This window comes from Enterobacter cloacae complex sp. EB5, assembly GCF_031432835.1.
Classification (GTDB): Bacteria; Pseudomonadota; Gammaproteobacteria; order Enterobacterales; family Enterobacteriaceae; genus Enterobacter; species Enterobacter hormaechei_C.
Map to the genome: position 1 here is coordinate 2,519,490 of NZ_CP133860.1, position 18,630 is coordinate 2,538,119.

The window sequence follows — 18,630 nt, forward strand, 5'->3', positions numbered from 1 at the left end:
AGGGAGGACACATGACAACCCAGGCTCTTCAGGACAGTATTCTTTTTCAGACCGGGTATCTGGTTAACGGTATCTGGAAAACACTCGACACCACGTTTGATGTGCTAAACCCGGCCACGGGTGAGGTGGTTGCGAAAGTGGCGAAAGCAGGGAAAGCCGAAACCGAAGAGGCCATTGCGGCCGCGACGAAGGCCTTTCCCGCATGGCGCGCAAAAACGGCAAAAGAGCGTTCCGCGATCCTCTATCGCTGGTATGAACTGATTATCGAGAACAAAAGCTGGCTCGGGCGGCTGATGACCACCGAGCAGGGCAAGCCGCTGAAAGAGGCTGAAGGTGAGGTGGACTACGCTGCCAGCTTCATTCAGTGGTTTGCCGAGCAGGCCAAGCGCGCCAATGGTGAAATCATTCCTCCGGTTAAACCCGGCTCCCGTATTCTGGCCACTCGTGAACCTGTCGGGGTGGTTGCTGCTATTACGCCATGGAACTTCCCGATGGCTATGCTCACCCGTAAGCTTGGCCCGGCGCTGGCAGCAGGATGTACCGGCGTCATCAAGCCTGCAAACAACACGCCGCTGAGCGCCTTTGCGCTGCTGACGCTGGCGAAGCAGGCCGGTGTGCCGGACGGTGTGCTGAATGCGGTCGCGGGGAGCACCTCAGAAATTAGCGACGCCATTATGGCCAGCCATGACGTGCGCAAAATCTCATTTACGGGGTCAACCGCCGTCGGGAAAACGCTGGTTCGCAATTCCGCAGAGACCATGAAAAAAGTATCGATGGAGCTGGGTGGTAATGCGCCGTATATCGTTTTCGAGGACGCGGATATTGAAGCCGCCGTCAAAGGGGCGATCGCCAATAAGTTCCGTAACGCCGGGCAGGTCTGCGTCAGCGTAAACCGTTTCTATATTCAGGAGACGGTCTATGACAAGTTCGTCAATCAACTTGCCGATGCGGTGAAGGCGCTGAAGGTGGGTAACGGTCTGGACGAGGGCGTCGTTGTCGGCCCGCTGATTGAGCCTTCGGCTATCGAGAAAGTGCGTGAGCACGTCGAAGATGCGGTAGCGAAGGGCGCCACGGTGCTGGCTGGGGGTAAACCGCACGAACTTGGCGGCAACTTCTGGATGCCAACCGTACTCGGTGACTGCCATGAAGGCATGAAGCTGGCAGAAGAGGAGACCTTTGGTCCCGTTGCCGCCTGCTTCCGCTTCACGTCGGAAGACGAAGTGGTTATGCGCGCTAACAATACGCCTTACGGGCTGGCAGCCTACTTTTATACCCAGAATCTTTCGCGCGTGTTCCGCGTCTCACAGGCCATTGAGAGCGGCATGATCGGAATTAACGAATGTGCTGTGTCGACCGAGCTGGGTCCGTTTGGGGGCGTAAAAGAGTCCGGGCTGGGCCGTGAGGGGTCCGTGCTGGGGCTGGAGGAGTTTCTGGAAGTCAAAACCCTGCATATTGGGGGATTATAATAGACAGGGCGGCATTTGCCGCCCGCCTGTACCGGGTGGCTGGCAATGAAAATTTATACCTTTGATTTTGACGAAATTGAGAGTCAGGAAGACTTCTATCGCGAGTTTATTCGGGCGTTCGACCTGGAGCGGGGCAGCGTAAGCAATCTTGATATGCTGTGGGATGTGGTTACCGGCGATCATCTGCCGTTACCGCTGGAAATCGAATTTACCCATCTGCCTGAAAAACTGCGCAGACGCTTTGGCGCATTGATTTTACTGTTTGATGAAGCGGAGGAGGAGCTGGAAGGGCAACTGCGTTTCAACGTGCGCCAGTGATAAAAAAGCCCCTGACCGGGAGGTCAGGGGCAAGTCGTATGATGAGATACGACGAGGGTTTATTTGTACAGTTCTGCGGTAGCGTGCCAGTGGTCGCCACTGCGCGCTTCGATGATGCGATAGGATGACGCACCCTGTTCTTCCGCTTTTTTGTTCAGCATTTCGTGCATGTCCATCGGAGACGTACCGATGGCGCCAACAGAAACAGTCCCGATAGCCTGACGGGATTGTGCCTGTTCAGCATTAATAGTGTCGGCTGCAAACGCACCGAATGACAGGACTGACAGTACGCTCAGGGCAGCTACAGTGGTTTTAATTTTCATGATTATTTACCTCGTCAATTATTTTACTGGGGTCTTTGTTCTGTGACCCTCATCACAAAATCAAGTATACACTAATCACGCAAAAAATTAATACCAGACTAATGGTTTCGTCTGTTATTACGTGTTAAAAAAATTAATTTTTATAACGAGAATGCATAAAAAAGGGCGCTAAAGTGCGAGGTTTGTGGTTTTTTAATCTGTAAATCAAATGGATAGGCGAATTTGATTTTTTGTGCGATCTTGCGGCAGATCATTCACTGAATGAATGTTAACAGGCGGTAAAAAGCACTATTTGCAAAAGCAGCAGGCAGAGAAAAGCAGGGTAAAACGCGGAAACAGCAGAATGATCCCCGTAGCCAGGCGCTACGGGGCAGACAATTACAGCTCCTGTTCGAACAGAACCAGAATCGCTTCGTAGAGGTCTTTCACCGAGAAACCATTTGCCGGAGTGGTAAAAATGGTGTCATCACCCGCGATGGTCCCGAGGATCCCCTCTGCTTTACCCAGCGAATCCAGCAGGCGGGCAATCAACTGGGCTGCGCCCGGGCTGGTGTGGATCACGACCACGGCATCGTTATAGTCGATGTCCAGAACCAGGTTTTTCAGCGGGCTGGAGGTCGTTGGCACGCCAAGCTCAGCAGGCAGGCAATAAACCATTTCCATTTTGGCGTTGCGCGTACGCACCGCTCCAAACTTGGTTAACATGCGAGAGACCTTCGACTGGTTGATGTTGTCGAAGCCTTGTTCCTGCAACGCCTGAACAATTTCTCCCTGAGAACTGAATTTCTCTTCTTTGAGTAGCGCTTTAAACGCTTTCACTAATTCTTCTTGCTTAGACGAGCTTCGCATAAGTCACCCGGAATATGACGATAGAAACAACATTATTATGCATGTGGATGAATTTTTATGCAAATTATCTGCCTGGCGGCAGGCTGAAATAATGTTATGAAAGGGAGAGATTTTATCAGATTTCGTTATCGGAAAACATGCCTGGGTCACGCCGCGCAAATAACCTTAAAAGTAAATTAAATGTTATCAAAATGATGTTGTTTTGGTGGCGTGGCAGGGTGTATTGTAACCCCCTCTTAATTCGTTGTTGCCTACAGCCCGATAGCATTCAGGTGAAGGCGAAAGACGTGCGACCTCAAATTCTTTAGCGATGAAAATTGTAATTAATGACGTGCTGAATTATGGTCGCCGCAACGGAGTTACAGATACTTAAGTTAACCATAATAAGGAGTTTAGGATGAAAGTCGCAGTCCTCGGCGCTGCTGGTGGTATCGGCCAGGCGCTTGCCCTACTACTGAAAACCCAACTGCCTTCAGGCTCAGAACTCTCCCTGTACGATATTGCTCCGGTAACCCCAGGTGTGGCGGTTGACCTGAGCCACATCCCGACAGCTGTGAAAATCAAAGGCTTCTCCGGTGAAGATGCGCGTCCTGCGTTGCAGGGTGCCGACGTGGTGCTGATCTCCGCGGGTGTTGCACGTAAACCGGGTATGGATCGTTCAGACCTGTTCAACGTCAACGCGGGCATCGTGAAAAACCTGGTTCAGCAGATCGCTGAAACCTGCCCGAAAGCGTGCATCGGGATCATCACCAACCCGGTGAACACCACCGTTGCCATCGCAGCAGAAGTGCTGAAGAAAGCAGGCGTTTACGACAAGAACAAACTGTTCGGCGTAACTACGCTGGATATCATCCGCTCCAATACCTTCGTGGCTGAGCTGAAAGGCAAGCAGCCAACGGAAGTGGAAGTGCTGGTTATCGGCGGTCACTCTGGCGTGACCATCCTGCCTCTGCTGTCGCAGATCCCGGGCGTGAGCTTTACCGAGCAGGAAGTGGCTGACCTGACCAAACGTATTCAGAACGCAGGCACCGAAGTGGTGGAAGCGAAGGCGGGTGGCGGTTCTGCAACCCTGTCTATGGGCCAGGCGGCGGCACGTTTCGGCCTGTCTCTGGTTCGCGCGTTGCAGGGCGAAAAAGGCGTTGTTGAATGCGCCTATGTTGAAGGCGACGGTGAACACGCGCGCTTCTTCTCTCAGCCGCTGCTACTGGGTAAAAACGGTGTTGAAGAGCGTAAGTCTATCGGTACGCTGAGCGCGTTTGAGCAAAACGCGATGGAAGGCATGCTGGATACGCTGAAGAAAGACATCACGCTGGGCGAAGAATTCGTTAACAAGTGATCTTGTCCCGGTAAAAAAAACGGAGCACTAAGCTCCGTTTTTTTATGCCCGTCAGTTAGTGGCCGGGTATTCCTGAATGGTGACCTGAATCGTCAGCTTCTTGTCATTACGCATGACTTCAACAGGGATGATGGAGCCCGGGCGAATCTCAGCCACCTGGTCCATGGTTTCCAGCGCAGAGACCGCTGGCGTACCGTTGACGGAAAGGATAACGTCGTTCACCTGGATACCTGCATTGGCCGCCGGGCCGCCGGGCGCCACTTCGTTGACCACAATCCCCTGGATCTGATCGATACCACCGCCCTGCGTATGCATCGGCGCGATTTCACGCCCGCCAATACCGATGTAGCCACGGATCACGCGGCCATCGCGGATCAGCTTGTCCATGATCTTGGTCGCCAGCTGGAACGGAATGGCAAAGCCAATCCCTTCCGGCGTTTCGCCGTCGTTGCTCTTGTCGAAGGAGAGGGTGTTAATGCCCATCAGTTCGCCCAGAGAGTTCACCAGCGCACCGCCGGAGTTACCGTGGTTGATCGAGGCGTCGGTTTGCAGGAAGTTCTGCCGCCCTGACGGGTTCAGGCCGATTCGACCGGTCGCGCTGATGATCCCCTGAGTGATGGTCTGGCCCAGGTTGTACGGGTTACCGATCGCCAGCACCACATCGCCGATGTGCGGCGTTCGTTTGCGATTAATCGGGATAGTCGGCAGACCGCCCGTGGCGTTGATCTTCAGCACCGCCAGGTCGGTCAGACTGTCCGACCCCACCAGCAGGGCTTCAAACACGCGGCCATCCTGCAAGGCGACGATAATCTGGTCGGCATCGTTAATGACGTGTTTATTGGTGATGATGTAGCCCCGGTCATCCATGATCACACCGGAACCGAGCGTGCGGATCTCCAGCTGGTTATGAGCGGAACTGTTAAGCCCGCGGTTATAGACGTTAACCACGGCGGGGGCGGCACGGCGTACCGCCTGATTGTACGTCGCAGGCGTTTCATCCGTGCTGTCGAACTGAGGAGCCGACAGTTTGTTGAACTGGCGTAAAGATGGCATAGCCACCAGCAGCAGACCGGCAACGATCAAACCAATGACAATTGAACGAAAGAGCTTTAAAAGCATGATGCGTGTGTCGTTAAAAAAGGAACGGTTTGCAGCATAACATGAGTTATCCGGACATCACACGCAGCGGCGATGCCCGGAGTCGCAAATGGTTAACGCAGTAAAATGTAGAGGGTATCGTTGCCACGGATAATTTGCAGGGCAATGACCGCCGGTTTACTCTCCAGCACCTTACGCATTTCGGCAATAGACTGCACGCGAGTGCGGTTCACGCCCACGATCACGTCGTCCTGATGCAAACCTGCCTGCGCGGCCGGGCTGCTCTTTTCAACGGTAGTGACAGAAATGCCTTTCGTGCCGTTTTTAAGCTGACCGTCGCTCAGCGTAGCGCCCTGTAGAGCCGGGGAGATCTGTTCTGCGCTGGCGGAAGAGGAGGTGCTCTTATCCAGCGTCACTTCCACGGTCAGCGGTTTGCCCTCGCGGATCAGGCCCAGCTTCACTTTAGCGCCCGGCTCCGTGGTGGCAATGCGTGACCGTAATTCAGCGAAGCTGCTCAGTGGTTTATCGTTCAGGCTGACAATAACATCGCCGGATTTCACGCCCGCTTTTGCAGAGCCTGAGTTGGGCAGCACTTCGCTGACAAACGCCCCGCGCTGGACGTTGAGCTTAAAGGCTTTGGCGATATCGGCGCTCATCTCCATGCCTTTGATGCCCAGCAGACCGCGCTTAACCTCGCCAAACTGAATCAGCTGTTGAGACAGGGTTTTCGCCATGTTACTCGGAATGGCAAAACCAATCCCGATGCTGCCGCCGCCTGGCGCGAGGATAGCGGTGTTGATGCCGATCAGCTCGCCGTTCAGATTAAGCAGCGCACCGCCGGAGTTGCCCCGGTTGATGGAGGCATCGGTCTGGATGAAGTTTTCCAGCCCTTCGAGATTCAGGCCGCTGCGCCCCAGGGCGGAGACAATCCCGGAGGTGGCGGTTTGGCCTAAGCCGAACGGGTTACCGACCGCGACGGCAAAATCACCGACGCGTAGCTTATCGGAATCTGCAATGGCGATCTGGGTCAGATTGCTGGGGTTTTGCACCTGTAGCAGGGCGATATCACTCTGATCGTCACCGCCGATCAGTTTGGCGTCAAACTCCCGGCCATCGTTCAGCTGAACGCTGATTTTATCGGCCTGGCTGATCACGTGGTTATTGGTCAGGATATAGCCCTTGGCCGCGTCGATAATCACCCCTGAGCCCAGACCTTCAAACGGCTGAGCCTGCTGATCCGGCGCGTCTTCGCCAAAATATTTCTTCAGCTCTTCGGGAATACGCTGGCTTTGGCGTGCCGTCCCTTCCACCTGAACGCTGACTACCGCAGGCAGGACTTTTTCAAGCATCGGCGCAAGGCTGGGAATGGCTTCTTGTCCAGGCACCTGCGAAGGCAGTGCCGCACTGGAGGGGAAGGACGCCGAGAGAGATAACCCGACACTTAACGCTAAGGCGCTCAACAGCTGGTTTTTTTTCTTCATCGATGCTGACTCTCGTATCCTGGAATGAAAAAGAACGGCCCCAAAAACATCTTGATGTTATTGAATTTTCAACCGCTGAACAATGAGGTGTTTGACTAAATAATAGCTGGGGACGGGAAGAAAGGACGGGCGCATAAGGTGCGCCCGTAAAATTTATTCAGGTTGTGCGATTAATCGCGTTTTACGCCACCGCGCAGCAGGCCGGACGCGCCGTCTGAATAGTCGCGTGGCATCTGAACCGGTGCCTGATCGTTTCCGGCTTCAGAATCCGCCAGACGATTGCGGAAGGGGTTGGTCTCCGCGGTCATTTCCGGCAGCAGGCTGCTGGAGCTTTTCGCCATGTGCTGGTAGAGCTGGCGATAATCTGTCGCCATGTTGTCCAGCAGCTCAGCGCTACGGGCAAAGTGGCTGACCAGCTCTTCGCGATACTCTTCCAGTTCGGCTTTGTTCTTTTCCAGTTCGTATTGCAGTGACTGCTGCTGACGCAATTTGCGGTTACCGAAACGCATGGCCACAGCACCAATGATGATGCCGACGACTAAACCGATTAGCGCATATTCCCAGGTCATGAACTTCTCCCGTTGTCTTGTTGTTCCGTAGGGTGTTGGCTCGGCTCCTGCCTGTGCCTGATTATGCCACTATAACCGCTATTTCCGCAGAAGTGGAATCCTGACGTATCATCGCGTAGTGTAGAACGGCCTTTTTTTCATCAGCCACGCGCGCTGGTGAGGTTTAACTAAAGGAATAACAACAACATCATGCAAAACCTGTCCCCTTCATCGCGTTATCAACTGGCCCTGAGCGAGGGCACACACCAGCCGGATGATGTCCAGCGTGAAGCGGTTAACCGCCTGAACACGATTTATCAGGAACTTCTGGCGAAACCCGCCGATGCGGTGCAGAGCAGTGGGCTGAAGGCGGCATTCGGCCGTTTGCTGGGCAAAAAAGAGCCCACGGTAAACGCACCGGTTCGTGGCTTATATATGTGGGGCGGCGTTGGGCGGGGTAAGACCTGGCTGATGGACATGTTCTACCAGAGCCTGCCCGGCACGCGTAAGCAGCGTCTGCACTTTCACCGTTTTATGCTGCGGGTCCATGAAGAGCTGACGGCGCTCCAGGGCGAAACCGACCCGCTGGACATCGTGGCCGATCGCTTTAAGGCGGAAACGGACGTGCTCTGTTTCGACGAGTTCTTTGTTTCTGATATTACGGACGCCATGCTGCTGGGGGGACTCATGAAAGCGCTGTTTGCGCGTGGGATCACCCTAGTGGCGACCTCCAATATCCCGCCGGATGAGCTTTATCGCAATGGTCTCCAGCGGGCGCGTTTCCTGCCAGCCATTGATGCTATCAAACAGCACTGCGACATCATGAACGTCGATGCTGGCGTCGATTATCGTCTGCGCACATTAACGCAGGCACACCTGTGGCTTTCGCCGTTGAACGCCGACACAGCCCGCGAGATGGATAAACTGTGGCTGGCGCTGGCGGGGGCGCCGCGGGGTAACGCGCCAGCGCTGGAGATTAATCATCGTCCTTTGCCGACGCTTGGCGTAGAGAATCAGACGCTGGCCGTCTCGTTCTCTACGCTCTGCGTGGACGCCCGCAGCCAGCATGACTACATTGCGCTTTCGCGTCTGTTCCATACCGTTATGTTGTGGGATGTGCCCGTCATGACCCCACTCATGGAGAGCGAAGCGCGCCGCTTCATCGCGCTGGTAGATGAGTTTTACGAGCGCCACGTTAAGCTGGTGGTCAGCGCCGAGGTGCCTTTATATGAGGTTTATCAGGGCGAGCGCCTGAAGTTTGAGTTCCAGCGCTGCCTGTCGCGCCTGCAAGAGATGCAGAGCGAAGAGTACCTCAAGCGTGAGCATATGCCATAATAAATGCTCCCCTCTCCCCGTGGGAGAGGGGCCGGGGGTGAGGGCATCAGGCCTTAACAAACGCTACCCTCTCCCTGTGGGAGAGGGGCTGGGGGTGAGGGCACCAGACCGCACAATACCTGACCCCGAAAAACCCATTCCAAATCACATTTAAGGGTCGATCTTTGACCTCAACTTCTCTATAATCTTGCGACCCCACGTTACGAGAAGGTTTTTTTCCCGAAACTTTCTATGTGTCGGCATGTGCTATTCGAAGGGGTAGGTTTGCCGGACTTTGTCGTGTGAACCTCAACTGACTAAACGTTTGGGTGTTCACCAACGTGTAACTTATTATTTGGGTAAGCTTTTAATGAAAACTTTTACAGCTAAACCAGAAACCGTACAGCGCGACTGGTATGTTGTTGACGCGACCGGTAAAACTCTGGGCCGTCTGGCTACTGAACTGGCTCGTCGCCTGCGCGGTAAGCATAAAGCGGAATACACTCCGCACGTTGATACCGGTGATTACATCATCGTTCTGAACGCTGACAAAGTTGCTGTTACCGGCAACAAGCGTACTGACAAAATGTACTACCACCACACCGGCCACATCGGTGGTATCAAAGAAGCGACCTTTGAAGAGATGATTGCCCGCCGTCCTGAGCGTGTGATTGAAATCGCGGTTAAAGGCATGCTGCCAAAAGGCCCGCTGGGTCGTGCTATGTTCCGTAAACTGAAAGTTTACGCAGGCAACGAGCACAACCACGCGGCACAGCAACCGCAAGTTCTTGACATCTAATCGGGATTATAGGCAATGGCTGAAAATCAATACTACGGCACTGGTCGCCGCAAAAGTTCCGCAGCTCGCGTTTTCATCAAACCGGGCAGTGGTAAAATCGTAATCAACCAGCGTTCTCTGGAACAATACTTCGGTCGCGAAACTGCCCGCATGGTAGTTCGCCAGCCGCTGGAACTGGTTGATATGGTAGAAAAACTGGATCTGTACATCACCGTTAAAGGTGGTGGTATCTCCGGTCAGGCAGGTGCGATCCGTCACGGTATCACCCGCGCGCTGATGGAGTACGACGAATCCCTGCGTTCTGAACTGCGTAAAGCTGGCTTCGTTACTCGTGACGCTCGTCAGGTTGAACGTAAGAAAGTGGGTCTGCGTAAAGCACGTCGTCGTCCACAGTTCTCCAAACGTTAATCCATTCTGCTTACGCAGAACGATTGGCGAAAAACCCGCTTCGGCGGGTTTTTTTATGGATAATGCGCAGGTTATCCACAGTAACATTTCATATATCTTCTCTTTTTCCACATTTCCGGAATCCCCTCACCACAAAGCCATCAAAATCTGGTAAACTATCATCCAATTTTCTGCCCAAATATCGGTGAATACTCGATTTTTGTTCGATTCTTGAACAATGTGTCTTCTCTGGGATGGGCGATACATCATCTGGCTGGCCCCGTTGGGCTGGTAGCAGTAAAAATTCTGAATATACCTGGAGGTTTTCATGGCTGTCGCTGCCAACAAACGTTCGGTAATGACGCTGTTTTCTGGTCCTACTGACATTTATAGCCATCAGGTTCGTATCGTGCTGGCCGAGAAGGGTGTCAGTTTTGAGATCGAGCATGTGGAAAAGGATAACCCGCCTCAGGATCTGATCGATCTCAACCCGAGCCAAAGCGTACCGACGCTGGTGGATCGCGAGCTGACCCTGTGGGAATCCCGTATCATTATGGAATACCTGGATGAGCGTTTCCCGCATCCGCCGCTGATGCCTGTTTATCCTGTTGCGCGTGGTGAAAGCCGCCTGTACATGCAGCGTATCGAGAAAGACTGGTACTCGCTGATGAACGTTATCGTCAACGGTTCCTCTTCTGAAGCGGATGCTGCACGTAAACAGCTGCGTGAAGAGCTGCTGGCGATTGCGCCGGTATTTGGTCAAAAGCCTTTCTTCCTGAGCGACGAGTTCAGCCTGGTGGATTGCTACCTGGCTCCGCTGCTGTGGCGTCTGCCAACCCTGGGCGTAGAGTTCAGCGGCCCTGGCGCAAAAGAGCTGAAAGGCTACATGACTCGCGTCTTTGAGCGCGACTCTTTCCTGGCATCCTTAACTGAACCGGAACGTGAAATGCGTCTCGGCCGAGGCTAATGACTGTGGAAATGTCACAACTTTCACCACGCCGTCCGTATCTGCTGCGCGCCTTCTATGAATGGCTGCTGGATAACCAGCTCACGCCGCACCTGGTTGTGGATGTGACGTTGCCGGGCGTGCAGGTTCCAATGGAATACGCGCGCGACGGACAGATCGTACTGAATATTGCGCCACGCGCAGTGGGTAACCTGGAGCTGGCGAATGACGAAGTGCGCTTTAATGCGCGCTTCGGCGGTGTGCCGCGTCAGGTTTCCGTTCCGCTGGCAGCGGTGCTGGCCATCTATGCCCGTGAAAACGGCGCCGGGACAATGTTTGAGCCGGAATCGGCTTACGACGAAGACGCTATCAGCCTGAACGATGAAGAGGGTGGCGTTGGGAGCGAAAGCGAAACGGTGATGTCTGTAATTGATGGCGATAAGTCCGATCGCGAAGATGATAACGATCCTGATGACGATCCGCCGCCGCGCGGGGGACGTCCGGCATTGCGCGTTGTAAAATAACGCAACTCAGTTTGACTCTCTACGGCCAGGCATACGCCTGGCCGTTTTTTTTGGAGAAAATTATATATTTTTTAGATTGATTGAAATGTCAGACTGTAGGAATACTTTTTTTGTTATCTTTAACAGATAAAAATAGGGTTACAATAATAAATTCAATGAATAAATTGTAGGGGTAAACTTGCGTAACCCGCCATTTAATAATTCATGATTATTATATCAGGCAAACTAAAAGTAAAAATTAAATTTGCTAAATTGCATATATTTATAAAAATAATATTATAAGATCCGCCAGTAACGACTAATATTATAAATATAGTTTTGTTGCTGAAGGAAAAAATATTTTTTAATAATCATATGTTAAGGATTAACAAATGAAAAAAGTTATTCTTGCGACTGCGCTGTCTCTTTGTGTTGCGTCAGCGTTTGCTGCTGATACCGCAGTGTTGAAGGTAACCGGTAAGCTGACAAATGCTGCATGTACGCCAGTATTAAGTAAAGGTGGCATTGTAGATTATGGCTCTATCCATTTAGGCGATCTTTCCCCAACCGCAGTAAACCAGCTGGGTCAGAAAAATATCGACCTGACTATCAACTGCACCGCTGCAACGAAAGTAGCGTGGAATATGGTTGACGATCGTGCTGATTCCAACGCAGGTGTCACTATTGAAAAGGGTCAGTATAATGGTGGCGACATTATCAGCTACTCTGATACCGATCAGACCTACGGCGTAGGTAAAACAGCGGGCGGCGTGAAAATTGGTGACTACTCCATGTTTGTCAATATTGCTAGCGTTGTTGCTGATGGCAAAAATGTTGATACCATTTTAATGGACAAGGGCGCGACTGCCTGGGCAAAGAGCTCGGGCCAAACCCGTGCTGCTGGCATTCGTGACATGAGCGTTGCGACAACTGGCACCCTGGAGCCGCTGGCATTCATCACTGCAACCTTCCCACTGGTTACTGCGTTGGCTATTCAGGATACCACCAAACTGGCTATTACTGACGATACCAAACTTGATGGTCAGCTGACTATCAGCCTGAAATATTTATAATATTTTAACGTCGATTTTTTAATTAATAAAGGAATAGATACCTCGTATTTATTCCTTACTAACTACACGCGAACATGGAATGTTGTGTTGTGAATTTAAGGAGTGATAATTATGTCTTATTTAAAAAAAGCCTTAGTTAAATCGTTTATTGCTGCGGCTCTGTTTTCAGCACAATTTTCGACATATGCCGCAGGAATGGTTCCTGAAACCAGTTTGCTGGTGATTGATGAGGCGACGCACAGCGGTACAATCAACGTCAAAAATACGGACAGTTTTCCGGCGCTGTTATATACCAATGTTCTCGATTTACCTGACGATCAGGGTTTAAAACTGATTGCCACCCAGCCAGTGGTGCGACTGGAGCCTGGCCAGACCCAGCAGCTTCGTTTTATTTTACAAAATAAAGAGCCGCTGGACGTTGAACACTATAAACGTGTGACGTTCGAGGGTATTCCGCCGAAAAGCGATAACAAGAACATTAAGATCGGATTTAATCTTCGTCAGGATTTGCCAGTGCTTATCCGTCCGGCGAAACTGGCGGTTGTTACCGATGCATGGAAGTACCTGGAATGGAACGCAACGGGTACAACGCTTACGGTGAAAAACCCAAGCAAATATGTTGTGCGTCTGGCGCAAAACGTCGTGACACAGCCATCGGGCACTGCGGGCAATCTGCCTAAAACCTATATTTTACCTGGCCAAAGTATGACCGCAACGCTGAAGAAAGCGGTAAGCGGCGATAATAAAGTTAAATTTTTCCCGGCCAGCCGCTACGGTGTGGAAGTACCGAGCTTTGTTTCAGAATTAAATAAATAACACTCAGTAGGGATATGACGGTGTGTAAAAAAAGCCGCCTTGCACTTTGTGTCCGCGCTATTCTTTGCGGCACGTTACCTCTGGTATTACTCGCGTCACCCTCTTTGTATGCAAGGGAAGTGACGTTTGATACGGGCATTATCCAGTCACGCGGATTAAGCCCCGATTTAAACCGTTACTTTGCACAAGCGCCACGATTCCTACCCGGTACACACTCTGTACAGGTTAAAGTGAACGGGAAAGATCGCGGTACGGCCGCTGTACGTTTTAATGAAGACGGCGTGCTCTGTATTGATAAAGATTTTCTGGATTTTGCCGGTATTATGCCTGTCCCGCTCAAGGCTGACGAGACGTGTCATGATATCCGCAGCGATTATGCGCAGGCGGTCGTCAACGCCTTACCAAACCAGGACGCGGTAGAGCTTTATTTACCCCAGGAAGCCATTAACAGCTTAACCTCCAATATTACGCACTTTCAGCAAGGTGGCACGGCGGCGTTACTCAATTACTCATTATTCAGTACGCGTAACGAGTATGACGACAGCGATAACAGCCGCTATTCGCAGGCGAGCCTGGAGGCCGGTTTTAATGCGATGGACTGGTCTGTACGCAGCCGCTATATCCTGACGGATGATGATGGCGATAAAAATGCAGAAAGCATTTATACCTACGCCGAGCATGTTTTTGTTCCCCAGCGTCTGACCATGCAGGTGGGTGAAATCAACGCCATGTCCGGCGTATTAAGCGGTGTACCGATTACCGGTGTGCAGCTTATGCCTACCAATGGTCTGGAAAGGGACGGGACCGGCGTAAGCGTATCGGGTATCGCCCGTTCCTCGCAGGCACGCGTTGAGGTGCGCCAGAGCGGACGTCTCGTCTTCAGTACGTTAGTACCAGCGGGGCCTTTCACCCTGGACGATGTGCCTGTTGTCAGAAATAACGTCGATCTCGACGTAACCGTCGTGGAATCGGATGGCTCTTCCAGCCACTTTATTGTGCCTGCTTCCGCCGTCAGAGCCCGCAAGCTGGGGCGCCCGCAGGGGTTGACCATGTCTATGGGACAGGTACGGAGTATTGACAGCGATTATAGCGATCCGCTGGTAGCGAACGTCTCTGACGGCTGGCGTATTACGCCATGGATGAACGTGCTGGCATCTGGCGCGGTGGCAGAAAAGTACCAGGCTGCGGGCGGCAGCGCGGAGTTTATGCTCTCCGACATTTGGGGCATCACCACTACCGCTGCGGCAAGTAAAGAGCAGTTTGGCGACAGTAATACCGGGCTTAAAACCGAGCTGCAAAGCGATTTAACGCTGAGCGAGCACGTGAGCCTTTCCGCCAGCGCAACGCATTTTAGCAACGGTTACCGCGAGCTTGCCGATGCGCTGGATGACGAATTTCAGCCTAATGATAATACTTACAGCGGCAACGTAAGTTTTGCTTCCGGGATTGCGGGCACGTTTAGCGCAGGGTTTAACTACAACCAGAGCGCAAACTATGAGGACAGCCGCTACCTGCTGCTCTCGTGGGGGAAAAGCTTTAAATATGCCAGCATCACCGTGAACTGGCAGAGCGCCGTCGGAAACACTGATGACGAGCAGGATGACGATATGCTCTACGTCAACCTGAGCATTCCACTCGGCGGCTCGCAAAGCCTGAGCAGTTATATGCGCAAGCAGGGTGACAGCACCAGCTACGGCGTTGCGAACAGTGGGGCTATTGGCGATAACACCAATTATTATATCTCAGCGGATCGTGATAACGATGACAATGAGAATAGCTTTAACGGCAACATCAACACTAACTTGCACTATACACAACTGAGCATCGGTGGGGGCAGCAGCGGTAATAACCAGCGCAACTATAGCGCAACCCTGGCGGGTGGTATTGCGATGCATAAGGATGGCGTGACCTTCTCGCCGTACTCTATTAAAGATACTTTCGCCATCGCTAAGCTGAATGAGCCGAAGAGCGGCGTAGAGATTTCAACCCCGCAGGGCACCATCTGGACCGATCACTGGGGACAGGCTGTCGTGCCGGGCTTGAATGAGTGGCGCAACTCCCGCATTGAAATTGATGCCAATAAACTTCCGCCAAGCATGACGCTGGCAAACGGCATTAAATACGTTGCGGCAGGGCATGCTTCCGTGAGTGAAGTCAGCTTTAAAATCCTTAATAGCCGTCGCGTGATGCTGCGGGTGAAGAGAGCGGATGGCACACCGCTGGCGAAGGGGATATCTATTGTTGATGAGAAGGGCAACTATATTGTCACCAGCGTGGATGATGGCCATGTGTTTATCAACGATGCCGAGCAGTTAAAAGGCCTGTATGCCATGGATGACAATAACAACCGACTTTGTCAGATTCACTACGCCTTAAGTGATAAAAAAGATGACGAGGCATTCTATGAAGAAGTAAACGGAGTATGCCGATGAAGATTCAGCGCGTAATAAAAATAGCGGCGCTTCTGGCGCTTTGTTTACCCGGCCTGACGTTTGCCGAGGATTGTCAGATCACGCTTTCTCAGCCCGTTGTAGATTATAAACAGTTAAAGCGTGACGATATTGTCACGTCGCAGCAAAGCTGGCACAAATTGCCGGAGCGGGAAGTTACCGTGAATGTGTTTTGCCCGGACAAACAAAAGCTGGCAGTGCTTTTACAGGGTAATGCAGGAGAGAAGGGTCGCTTCCGTTTTGGTCAGAATGGCGGTGTCGCGGTAAAAATTGATGATATGAATGTAGATGGCAAAAGCTATACCGTGGGTAAGACGGTTGATCAGCTTAACTTTACGCCGGAAAGCGGGTCGCCTTCACCATTCTATTTACGGAATAACGAAGCCGTCGTCGCGGTTGAAAATAACCAGGCCGTAGCGGGCCAGCAGATGACATTTACAGCCACGATATTCCCAGTGCTTAATGAAAGTGCGTTCAGTAATAATGCCGATCAAACTACGCTGGAAAGCGATTTGAGCTGGAAAATACTGGGCGCTAATCCATAAGCTACATGATACGTAGTTAATATTTTAAGGATATTAATATCCCGTCAGATTGTTGTGTGAAAACAATGACAGCGATTACGCTTAAGACGGTTATCTGAGGTTTTAAAAAGGACAGCATGCTCGCATTCCTTTTTGAAAAAAAAGATTCTTTATAATAGTGGGAATTATCTTTGCTATTAAAAGAAGTAAATAAATTTTATTTAAACTAATGTTAAGGATTAACAAATGAAAAAAGTTGTATTGGCTTCTATGCTTGCTATGTGTGTATCATCTGCTTTTGCCGCAGACACCGCCGTACTGAAAGTTACGGGCGTTCTGACAAATGGCGGTTGCACCCCTGAAATCAGCGGCGGCGGCGTGGTGGATTACGGCACAATCCACCTGTCAAGCCTGAACGCCGCTACGATTAACCAGTTGGGCCAGAAAGATTTCTCTCTTTTCTATTACCTGCCCTGCGCTGACCAAAGCGGGCTTTAGCGTTTCTGACGATCGCAGTGGCACTGCGCCAAATATTGCGGTTCAAAATGGCGCGGGTAACGGGAATGATATTGTTCAGCCGGGCAATATGTTTGGTCTGAACCAGACCGCAGGGAAAGTTAACATTGGTAACTACACTATTTACGTGAAAAACAGTACGATTACTGCGGATAGCACCACCGTATCGGCGATCTTTAGTTCTGACAATGGCACCTCCTGGTCCAACACTGGTGCACTGATGGATAATAATGGTACTCAGGTTGTCTCCGTTGCTACCACGGGTACTACTACTCCAGTTGCGTTTAAAAATGTGGTAATCCCGATGACCGTTGCCGCTGCGATTCAGGATACCAATACGCTGGCTATTACTGATGATACCAACATGGATGGTCAGGCAACGTTTACCATCAAGTATCTGTAATATTCAGAAACTGGCAGAGTATAAAAATAACGCCCGGCATTGCCGGGCGTTCTTATTTACACTTCGAGGAAGTTCATGATCCCGTCGGCCGCTTTACGGCCTTCGGCAATCGCCGTGACCACCAGGTCAGAGCCGCGAACGATGTCGCCACCGGCGAAGATTTTCGGGTTGCTGGTCTGGAACGCGTTATCGCTGCCTTCTGGCGCAATGATGCGGCCCTGAGAGTCCAGCTCTACGCTGTGCTTCGCCAGCCACTCCATGCTGTGAGGACGGAAACCAAACGCCATCACCACGGCATCAGCCGGGATCACGTGTTCAGACCCGGCCACGATCTCCGCACGACGACGGCCTTTCGCATCCGGCGCACCCATCTCCGTGCGCGCCATCTTCACGCCGCTCACTTTACCGTTGGCATTCACTTCAATACCCAGAGGCTGGATGTTGAACTGGAACTCGACGCCCTCTTCACGCGCGTTTTTCACTTCGCGCTTAGAGCCCGGCATGTTCTCCTCGTCACGACGGTAGGCACAGATGACATGCGCCGCATTCTGACGAATGGAGGTACGCACGCAGTCCATCGCGGTATCACCGCCGCCCAGCACCACCACGCGTTTGCCTTCCATGCTGACGAACGGCTCATCGGCGGTCTCGCCGTAGCCCATTAGCTGTTTGGTATTTGCAATCAGGAACGGCAGCGCGTCGTACACGCCTGGCGCATCTTCATTCTCCAGACCACCGCGCATGGACTGATAAGTGCCCACGCCCAGGAACACGGCGTCGTAATCCTTCAGCAGGTCGTCGAGCTGCACGTCGCGGCCCACTTCGGTGTTGAGTTTGAACTCAATGCCCATGCCGGTGAAGATTTCGCGGCGGCGGGTCATCACCTCTTTCTCCAGCTTGAAGGCCGGGATACCGAAGGTCAGCAGGCCGCCAATCTCAGGGTGGCGATCAAAGACCACCGCCTTCACGCCGTTACGGGTCAGCACGTCCGCACAGGCCAGGCCTGCCGGGCCCGCGCCAATAATCGCCACGCGCTTGTCGGTTTGACGCACACCGGTCATATCCGGACGCCAGCCCATCTCGAACGCTTTATCGTTGATATAGCGTTCGATGTTGCCGATGGTCACCGCGCCAAACTCGTCGTTCAGCGTACAGGAGCCTTCACACAGACGATCCTGAGGACACACGCGACCGCACACTTCCGGCAGGGTATTGGTCTGGTGAGACAGCTCGGCGGCCTCAAAAATACGCCCTTCGTTGGCCAGCTTCAGCCAGTTCGGAATGTAGTTATGGACCGGACACTTCCATTCGCAGTAAGGGTTACCGCAGGACAGGCAGCGGTCTGCCTGTGCTTTGGCCTGGCCTTCTGAAAACGGCTCATAAATTTCAACAAATTCAATTTTACGGATCTTCAGCGGTTTCTTTGGCGGATCAACACGCTGAAGGTCGATAAACTGGTAAACGTTCTGGCTCATCTGAA

20 protein-coding genes and 1 pseudogene are annotated in these 18,630 nt (G+C 52.2%); 15 read left to right on the forward strand and 6 right to left on the reverse strand.

Going from position 1 to position 18,630, the window contains the following annotated elements; all coding sequences use genetic code 11:
• Positions 1–11 precede the first annotated feature (11 nt).
• Together RHN82_RS12030 and RHN82_RS12035 are read left to right on the forward strand one after the other, a co-directional pair.
• A complete protein-coding gene (locus tag RHN82_RS12030) occupies positions 12–1,466 on the forward strand; it encodes an NAD-dependent succinate-semialdehyde dehydrogenase (protein ID WP_047051257.1) in 1,455 nt (484 codons plus the stop codon).
• A 45-nt stretch (positions 1,467–1,511) separates the two neighbouring features.
• Positions 1,512–1,784: a barstar family protein gene (locus tag RHN82_RS12035; RefSeq protein WP_047051256.1), complete on the forward strand. Its 273-nt coding sequence runs from the start codon at positions 1,512–1,514 to the stop codon at positions 1,782–1,784.
• A 59-nt stretch (positions 1,785–1,843) separates the two neighbouring features.
• Here RHN82_RS12035 and yhcN read toward each other — a convergent pair whose 3' ends face one another.
• Positions 1,844–2,107 carry a peroxide/acid stress response protein YhcN gene (gene yhcN, locus RHN82_RS12040; RefSeq protein ID WP_006812160.1) on the reverse strand — a complete coding sequence of 88 codons (264 nt, stop codon included), beginning with the start codon at positions 2,105–2,107 and terminating at the stop codon, positions 1,844–1,846.
• 378 nt (positions 2,108–2,485) lie between these two features.
• On the reverse strand, positions 2,486–2,956 hold the full coding sequence (argR, locus tag RHN82_RS12045) for a transcriptional regulator ArgR (RefSeq protein WP_003860428.1): 471 nt from the start codon (positions 2,954–2,956) through the stop codon (positions 2,486–2,488).
• Positions 2,957–3,353: 397 nt separating this feature from the next.
• On the opposite strand from argR, the gene mdh reads away from it, so the two are divergent.
• On the forward strand, positions 3,354–4,292 hold the full coding sequence (gene mdh, locus RHN82_RS12050; protein ID WP_047051255.1) for a malate dehydrogenase: 939 nt from the start codon (positions 3,354–3,356) through the stop codon (positions 4,290–4,292).
• 51 nt (positions 4,293–4,343) lie between these two features.
• Here mdh and degS read toward each other — a convergent pair whose 3' ends face one another.
• The 3 genes from degS to zapG all read right to left on the reverse strand — a co-directional run bounded on the left by degS (position 4,344) and on the right by zapG (position 7,440).
• Positions 4,344–5,411, reverse strand: a complete 1,068-nt coding sequence (gene degS / locus RHN82_RS12055; protein ID WP_003860430.1) for an outer membrane-stress sensor serine endopeptidase DegS — start codon at positions 5,409–5,411, stop codon at positions 4,344–4,346.
• A gap of 92 nt (positions 5,412–5,503) precedes the next feature.
• Positions 5,504–6,871 (reverse strand): serine endoprotease DegQ, encoded by a 1,368-nt coding sequence (gene degQ / locus RHN82_RS12060; protein ID WP_047051254.1) that lies wholly within the window; start codon positions 6,869–6,871, stop codon positions 5,504–5,506.
• Positions 6,872–7,041: 170 nt separating this feature from the next.
• Complete coding sequence (gene zapG, locus RHN82_RS12065) at positions 7,042–7,440, reverse strand: Z-ring associated protein ZapG (protein WP_003860432.1); 399 nt, start codon at positions 7,438–7,440, stop codon at positions 7,042–7,044.
• Between the two features lie 189 nt (positions 7,441–7,629).
• Here zapG and zapE point away from each other — a divergent pair, with 189 nt between their 5' ends.
• The 12 genes and pseudogenes from zapE (at position 7,630) to RHN82_RS12125 (ending at position 17,150) form a co-directional block, all read left to right on the forward strand.
• Positions 7,630–8,754 (forward strand): cell division protein ZapE, encoded by a 1,125-nt coding sequence (zapE, locus tag RHN82_RS12070; protein ID WP_047051253.1) that lies wholly within the window; start codon positions 7,630–7,632, stop codon positions 8,752–8,754.
• A gap of 349 nt (positions 8,755–9,103) precedes the next feature.
• Positions 9,104–9,532, forward strand: coding sequence for a 50S ribosomal protein L13 (gene rplM, locus RHN82_RS12075; protein WP_003860434.1), 429 nt, complete (start codon positions 9,104–9,106; stop codon positions 9,530–9,532).
• A 15-nt stretch (positions 9,533–9,547) separates the two neighbouring features.
• Positions 9,548–9,940 carry a 30S ribosomal protein S9 gene (gene rpsI, locus RHN82_RS12080; protein ID WP_003860436.1) on the forward strand — a complete coding sequence of 131 codons (393 nt, stop codon included), beginning with the start codon at positions 9,548–9,550 and terminating at the stop codon, positions 9,938–9,940.
• A gap of 307 nt (positions 9,941–10,247) precedes the next feature.
• A complete protein-coding gene (gene sspA, locus RHN82_RS12085; RefSeq protein ID WP_003860438.1) occupies positions 10,248–10,886 on the forward strand; it encodes a stringent starvation protein SspA in 639 nt (212 codons plus the stop codon).
• Positions 10,887–10,891: 5 nt separating this feature from the next.
• Positions 10,892–11,389, forward strand: coding sequence for a ClpXP protease specificity-enhancing factor (gene sspB / locus RHN82_RS12090; protein ID WP_047051271.1), 498 nt, complete (start codon positions 10,892–10,894; stop codon positions 11,387–11,389).
• Between the two features lie 371 nt (positions 11,390–11,760).
• Positions 11,761–12,441, forward strand: a complete 681-nt coding sequence (locus RHN82_RS12095; RefSeq protein WP_047051252.1) for a DUF1120 domain-containing protein — start codon at positions 11,761–11,763, stop codon at positions 12,439–12,441.
• 111 nt (positions 12,442–12,552) lie between these two features.
• Positions 12,553–13,257 (forward strand): fimbria/pilus chaperone family protein, encoded by a 705-nt coding sequence (locus RHN82_RS12100; RefSeq protein WP_047051251.1) that lies wholly within the window; start codon positions 12,553–12,555, stop codon positions 13,255–13,257.
• Positions 13,258–13,271: 14 nt separating this feature from the next.
• Positions 13,272–15,689: a fimbrial biogenesis outer membrane usher protein gene (locus tag RHN82_RS12105; RefSeq protein WP_047051250.1), complete on the forward strand. Its 2,418-nt coding sequence runs from the start codon at positions 13,272–13,274 to the stop codon at positions 15,687–15,689.
• On the forward strand, positions 15,686–16,252 hold the full coding sequence (locus tag RHN82_RS12110; RefSeq protein WP_047051249.1) for a hypothetical protein: 567 nt from the start codon (positions 15,686–15,688) through the stop codon (positions 16,250–16,252). The genes RHN82_RS12105 and RHN82_RS12110 overlap by 4 nt, the downstream gene beginning before the upstream one ends.
• A gap of 225 nt (positions 16,253–16,477) precedes the next feature.
• A complete protein-coding gene (locus RHN82_RS12115) occupies positions 16,478–16,729 on the forward strand; it encodes a DUF1120 domain-containing protein (protein WP_310398321.1) in 252 nt (83 codons plus the stop codon).
• A pseudogene (locus RHN82_RS12120) lies at positions 16,710–16,805 on the forward strand (hypothetical protein); the annotation flags it as partial. The gene RHN82_RS12115 and the pseudogene RHN82_RS12120, both read left to right, overlap by 20 nt.
• Before the next feature lie 12 nt (positions 16,806–16,817).
• Complete coding sequence (locus RHN82_RS12125) at positions 16,818–17,150, forward strand: hypothetical protein (RefSeq protein WP_310398322.1); 333 nt, start codon at positions 16,818–16,820, stop codon at positions 17,148–17,150.
• Between the two features lie 56 nt (positions 17,151–17,206).
• Here RHN82_RS12125 and gltD read toward each other — a convergent pair whose 3' ends face one another.
• On the reverse strand, positions 17,207–18,625 hold the full coding sequence (gene gltD, locus RHN82_RS12130) for a glutamate synthase subunit GltD (protein WP_017382721.1): 1,419 nt from the start codon (positions 18,623–18,625) through the stop codon (positions 17,207–17,209).
• Positions 18,626–18,630 lie beyond the last annotated feature (5 nt).